This window comes from Stenotrophomonas sp. P5_A8 (assembly GCF_056400545.1).
This window is the reverse complement of sequence record NZ_JBFULB010000355.1, coordinates 1-3790: the sequence shown is the minus strand read 5'-3', so window position 1 is coordinate 3790 and position 3790 is coordinate 1. Positions and strand designations below refer to the sequence as shown.

Below are 3790 nucleotides of genomic sequence, written 5' to 3'. Positions count from 1 at the left end.
GGCGTTTTCCGTTTCAGTTTCCGATGAAACCGGAAACCATTACTTCTTGATCAGGAACTCTTCGACCTTCTTGCCCTTGGTGGTCAGCGCGGCCAGCCAGCGCGGCTGCTTGCCACGGCCGGTCCAAGTTTCCTTCGGGTTGGCCGGGTTGCGGTATTTCGGTGCCACCTTGCCCAGCTTGCGCACGGCCTTCTTGGCCGGGGCCTTGGTCGCCTTGGCGGCGCGGCCGCGGGCCGGGACGGCGCCACCGAACACTTCCTCGATCGAATAACCGTGCGCCTTGGCCAGCTTGGTCAGCTGGGTACGCACCTTGGTCACCGCCGGGCGCTTGGCCACGATGGTCTGTTGTTTCTTGGCGTTCTTGATCAGGGCGCCCAGCTCTTTGGCGGACAGGCCACTCAGGTCAATGCTCATCAACTGCTCCGGAATCTAATTAAGGACGGGGTCGGCCAGTCCTTGGCTTGCGCGACAGCATACATATCCGGCGGGATGCTGCACAGAGTTAACCGGCATATTCAATCGTCCGGGCAAAAAGAAAAGCCGGGATATTCCCCCGGCTCTCTTTGTGCTGCTGTTTTCGATCAACCCGTCAGGCGCGCGAGCAGGGCATCGCGGTCCAGGCTCTCGGCCTCGCTTGCGCTGCGCGACCGGTACTCGTAGGTGCCGGCGGCCAGGCCGCGTTCGGATACCACCACCCGGTGCGGCACGCCGATCAGTTCCATGTCCGCGAACATCTGCCCCGGACGCAGGCCGCGGTCGTCCAGCGCCGCATCCAGCCCGGCGGCCTGCAGCTGCGCCAGCAACTCGGCTGCCGCAGTGGCCACCGCATCGTCCTGCTTGGGGTTGATGATGCACACCACCACCTGCCACGGTGCCATCGCCGCCGGCCAGATGATCCCGGCCTCGTCGTGGTTCTGCTCGATCGCGGCCGCGACGATGCGCGAGATGCCGATGCCGTAGCAGCCCATCGCCATCACCGCCGCCTTGCCGTTCTCATCCAGCACGGTGGCCTTGAGCGCCTGCGCATACTGACGGCCGAGCTGGAACACGTGGCCCACTTCGATGCCGCGTGCGATTTTCAGCTCACCGCCGTCGGCGGCGCGGTCGCCTTCCTTCGCATTGCGGATATCGGCCACTTCCGGCTCGGGCAGGTCGCGGCCCCAGTTGACGCCGGCGATGTGGAAGCCGGTCTCGTTGGCGCCGATCACGAAGTCGGCCAGCGCCGCGACATCGCGGTCGGCGACGATGCGGATCGGCTGGGCCGGGTTGAGCGGGCCCAGGAAGCCCGGCTCGCTGCCCAGGTGCGCCGCGATCTCCGCCTCGCCCGCCATGCGGTAGCCCTGCAGACCGTCCACCTTGCCCAGCTTGATTTCGTTGACCTCATGGTCGCCGCGCACCAGCGCCAGCACGAAACCGCCTTCGCTCATGATCGCGATCGACTTTACGGTGCGCTCCAGGCCCAGCCCAAGCAGCGCCGCCACAGCTTCGCAGGTTTTCTGGGTGGGCGTTTCAACCTTGCGCTGTGCCTCGCTGGCCGCCGGACGCGCGCCGGGGGCGGCGGCGATCGCCGCTTCCATGTTGGCTGCGTATTCCGAGCCGGTGGAGAACACCAGCGCGTCTTCGCCGGAATCGGCGATCACATGGAATTCCTGCGAGGCATCGCCACCGATCGCGCCCGAGTCGGCCTGCACCATGCGGAAGTCCAGGCCCAGGCGGGTGAAGATGCGGCTGTAGGCCGCCTTCATGTTCTCGTACTCGCGCACCAGGCAGTCATCGTGCAGGTGGAAGGAGTAGGCGTCCTTCATCAGGAACTCGCGCGAACGCATCACCCCGAAGCGCGGTCGGATTTCATCGCGGAACTTGGTCTGGATCTGGAAGAAATTGACCGGCAGCTGCTTGTAGCTGGACAGCTCCTGGCGCGCGAAATCGGCCGCAGCCTCTTCGGCGGTGGGGCTGTAGCAGAACACCTGCTCCTTGCGGTCCTTGATCTTCAGCAGCTGYGGACCGAACTTCTCCCAACGCCCGGTGGCTTCCCACAGTTCCTTGGGCTGGATGGTCGGGATCTGGAATTCGATCGCGCCGGCCCGTTCCATTTCCTCGCGCACGATGCGCTCGACCTTGCGCAGCACGCGCAGGCCCAGCGGCGACCAGGTGTACAGCCCCGAGGCCAGCTTGCGGATCATGCCCGCGCGCAGCATCAAGCGGTGGCTGGTGAGCTCCGCGTCGCTGGGGGTTTCCTTGGTGGTGTGCAGGTGGAACTGGGAGAGGCGCATCGTCGGCTTCGCTGAACGGCAGAAGTCGATATTCTGCCAGCCCAGCCGCTCCCCTGCCCATCACGGCTGCGGTGCAGGCCGCAGGGGCCCGCCGAGCCGGGGTTGGCGTGACTCAGCCGGCCGGCTTGCAGTACGCCTTGATGGCCGCGTCCGCCAGGTTCTTCTGCGCGCCGCGCTGTTCGTCGGTGAGGGCGGTGTCGGCCTTGCCGTCGCCGTTGGTGTCCTGCATGACCGCGCCCTTGCCGTTGAGCAGGGTCAGGTTGCTGCGCGCGGTGGTGCACTCGCTGGATTCGGCCGGCGCCGCCGCCGCCGGGGCCGCGCGGGCGACCGGATCACGGCCCTCGACCTGGCGCGATTCGTACTTCTGCCCGGTCGGGGCTTTCTCCGAATACTGGGTGACGCCGTTGGCATCCTTCCACTTGTAGACGGTCCCGGCACTGGCCGAGGCACTGGCGAGCAGCAGCAGGCAGCACACAGAGGGCAGGGCACGCATGGCAACTCCGGCATCAAGGTCAGGGCGCCGATTGCAGCATCCTGGCCCGGCGCTGGCAAGCCGGCGGCGACAGGCGGGAGGCCGGGCGGTGGCAGCGGTCGCCGGGGCGGCCGGCGGCCGGGCCGCCCCAAAGCCCGCCACACCCACTAAACTGGCCGGTATGGATCAGATGAAACCCCCGCCGCGCTCGCGCAGTATTTACCTGCTGCCCAACCTGTTCACCACCGCCGGCCTGTTTGCCGGCTTCTACGCGATCATCGCGGCGGCCAACGGCGACTTCGTCAATGCCGCCATCGCGGTGTTCGTGGCGGCGGTCATGGACGGCCTGGACGGCCGCGTCGCCCGCCTGACCGGCACCAGCAGTGAATTCGGCGTGCAGTACGACTCGCTGGCCGACCTGGTCAGTTTCGGCATGGCCCCGGCGCTGGTGATGTACCACTGGTCGCTGTCGTGGCTGAAATTCGACGATCCGGTGCTGGGCCGGGTCGGCTGGGCAGTGGCGTTCCTGTATGCGGCCTGCGCCGCGCTGCGCCTGGCCCGCTTCAACACCCAGGTCAGCGTGGTCGACAAGCGCTGGTTCATCGGCCTGGCCAGCCCGGCGGCCGCCGGGTTGATGATGTCCTTCGTCTGGGCGTTCGCCGATGGCAACCTGGGCTGGGACGGCAACCAGCTGCGCTATGTCGCGCTGGGGGTGACCCTGGTGGCCGCCCTGCTGATGGTCAGCCGGATCCGCTTCTGGAGCTTCAAGGGCAGCGGCGAGAAGGGGCCGCGCTCGGACCGCGTGCCGTTCCTGGCGCTGGCCCTGGTGCCGATCGCCATCGCCATCATGGTCATCGACCTGCCGCGCGTGCTGTTCGCGGTGGGCATTGTCTACGCCTTGTCCGGGCCGGGTTACTGGCTGTGGCAGCGCGCCCGCAAGACGGCCGAGCCGCGCGCGTGAGCGATATCGGCCTGCCGCCACTGTGGTCCCCGGCGCAGCAGTCGTGGCTGCAGGCGATGGGCTACACGGTGTTTGTCGACGGGC

3 protein-coding genes and 1 pseudogene are annotated in these 3790 nt (G+C 67.4%); 1 reads left to right on the top strand and 3 read right to left on the bottom strand.

The features are described from left to right. Positions 1 to 42: 42 nt before the first annotated feature. The 3 genes and pseudogenes from AC1DQP_RS17865 to AC1DQP_RS17855 all read right to left on the bottom strand — a co-directional run. Positions 43 to 414 (bottom strand): annotated as a pseudogene (locus AC1DQP_RS17865) (H-NS histone family protein); the annotation flags it as partial. Between the two features lie 167 nt (positions 415 to 581). Continuing rightward, on the bottom strand, positions 582 to 2273 hold the full coding sequence (locus tag AC1DQP_RS17860; protein WP_478052141.1) for a proline--tRNA ligase: 1692 nt from the start codon (positions 2271 to 2273) through the stop codon (positions 582 to 584). A 112-nt stretch (positions 2274 to 2385) separates the two neighbouring features. Then, positions 2386 to 2766, bottom strand: a complete 381-nt coding sequence (locus AC1DQP_RS17855) for a DUF4124 domain-containing protein (protein WP_457319191.1) — start codon at positions 2764 to 2766, stop codon at positions 2386 to 2388. A gap of 160 nt (positions 2767 to 2926) precedes the next feature. Between AC1DQP_RS17855 and pssA the strand changes: the two genes are divergently transcribed. Next, a complete protein-coding gene (gene pssA / locus AC1DQP_RS17850; protein ID WP_256775347.1) occupies positions 2927 to 3706 on the top strand; it encodes a CDP-diacylglycerol--serine O-phosphatidyltransferase in 780 nt (259 codons plus the stop codon). The last annotated feature ends 84 nt before the right edge of the window (positions 3707 to 3790 follow it).